This window comes from Streptomyces sp. SS8 (assembly GCF_054072955.1).
In genome coordinates this window covers 1-1,921 of record NZ_JBSVCZ010000056.1, presented here as the reverse complement: position 1 = coordinate 1,921, position 1,921 = coordinate 1, and the positions used below count along the sequence as shown (strand labels likewise).

The following is a 1,921-nucleotide window of genomic DNA, read 5'->3' as shown; positions in this document are numbered from 1 at the left end:
GGATCGACCCCTGGTTCACCGACCAGCTCTTCCTGGTCAAGGAGATCGCCGACGAGCTGGCCGCGGCCGGCCGGCTGGACCCCGGGCTGCTGGCCGAGGCCAAGCGGTACGGCTTCTCCGACGCCCAGATCGCCGCGGTCCGGGGCCTGCGCGAGGACGTCGTGCGCGAGGTCCGCCACACCCTCGGCATCCGCCCGGTCTACAAGACGGTCGACACCTGCGCCGCCGAGTTCGCCGCGAAGACCCCCTACTTCTACTCCTCCTACGACCAGGAGAGCGAGGTCGCCCCGCGCACCAGGCCCGCGGTGATCATCCTCGGCTCGGGCCCCAACCGCATCGGGCAGGGCATCGAGTTCGACTACTCCTGCGTCCACGCCTGCTTCGCGCTGCGCGAGGCGGGCTTTGAGACCGTGATGGTCAACTGCAACCCCGAGACCGTCTCCACCGACTACGACACCTCCGACCGGCTGTACTTCGAGCCGCTCACCCTGGAGGACGTGCTGGAGATCGTCCACGCCGAGCGGCAGGCCGGCCCCGTCGCCGGGGTCCTCGTCCAGCTCGGCGGCCAGACCCCGCTGGGGCTGGCCCAGGCGCTCAAGGACAACGGGGTGCCGATCGTGGGCACCTCCCCGGAGGCCATCCACCTGGCCGAGGACCGCGGCTCCTTCGGCCGGGTGCTGGCCGAGGCCGGGCTGCCCGCGCCCAAGTACGGCACCGCCTTCTCCTTCGCCGAGGCCAAGGAGATCGCCGCCGGGATCGGCTACCCGGTCATGGTCCGCCCCTCCTACGTGCTGGGCGGACGCGGCATGGAGATCGTCTACGACGAGGCCTCGCTGGGGGACTACCTCACCCGCCACGCCGGCCTGATCTCCGAGCACCCGGTGCTGATCGACCGCTTCCTCGACGACGCCATCGAGATCGACGTCGACGCCCTCTACGACGGCACCGAGCTCTACCTCGGCGGCGTGATGGAGCACATCGAGGAGGCCGGCATCCACTCCGGCGACTCCGCCTGCGCCCTGCCCCCGATCACCCTGGGCGGCCACGACATCAAGCGGCTGCGCGCCTCCACCGAGGCCATCGCCCGCGGCGTCGGGGTGCGCGGCCTGATCAACATCCAGTTCGCGCTGGCCGGAGACATCCTCTACGTGCTGGAGGCCAACCCGCGCGCCTCGCGCACCGTCCCCTTCACCTCCAAGGCCACCGCCACCCCCCTGGCCAAGGCCGCCGCCCGGATCTCGCTGGGCGCCACCATCGCCCAGCTGCGGGCCGAGGGCCTGCTCCCGGCCAGCGGCGACGGCGGCACCCTGCCGCTGGACGCGCCGATCTCGGTGAAGGAGGCCGTGCTGCCCTGGAACCGCTTCCGCGACGTCCACGGCCGCGGCGTGGACACCGTCCTCGGCCCGGAGATGCGCTCCACCGGCGAGGTCATGGGCATCGACTCCGTCTTCGGCACCGCCTACGCCAAGTCCCAGGCCGGCGCCTACGGCGCGCTGCCCACCAAGGGCCGCGCCTTCGTCTCGGTCGCCAACCGCGACAAACGCTCGATGATCTTCCCCGCCCGGGAGCTGGTCGCGCACGGCTTCGAGCTGCTGGCCACCTCCGGCACCGCCGAGGTCCTCAAGCGCAACGGCATCGACGCCACCGTGGTGCGCAAGCACAGCGAGGGCCAGGGGCCGAACGGGGAGCGGACCATCGTCCAGCTCATCCACGACGGCGAGGTCGACCTCATCGTCAACACCCCCTACGGCACCGGGAGCCGGCTGGACGGCTACGACATCCGCACCGCCGCGGTCGCCCGCGCCGTGCCCTGCCTGACCACCGTCCAGGCGCTGGCCGCCGCCGTCCAGGGCATCGAGGCCACCTCCCGCGGAGAGGTCGGAGTCCGCTCCCTCCAGGAACACGCGGAACACCTCACCGC

General features: G+C 72.1%; 1 protein-coding gene. It reads left to right on the top strand.

Annotated elements, in window-relative coordinates; translation table 11 throughout:
• A partial coding sequence (gene carB / locus ACW69E_RS27685) for a carbamoyl-phosphate synthase large subunit (RefSeq protein ID WP_457501024.1) occupies nt 1-1,921 on the top strand: 1,921 nt, incomplete at both ends.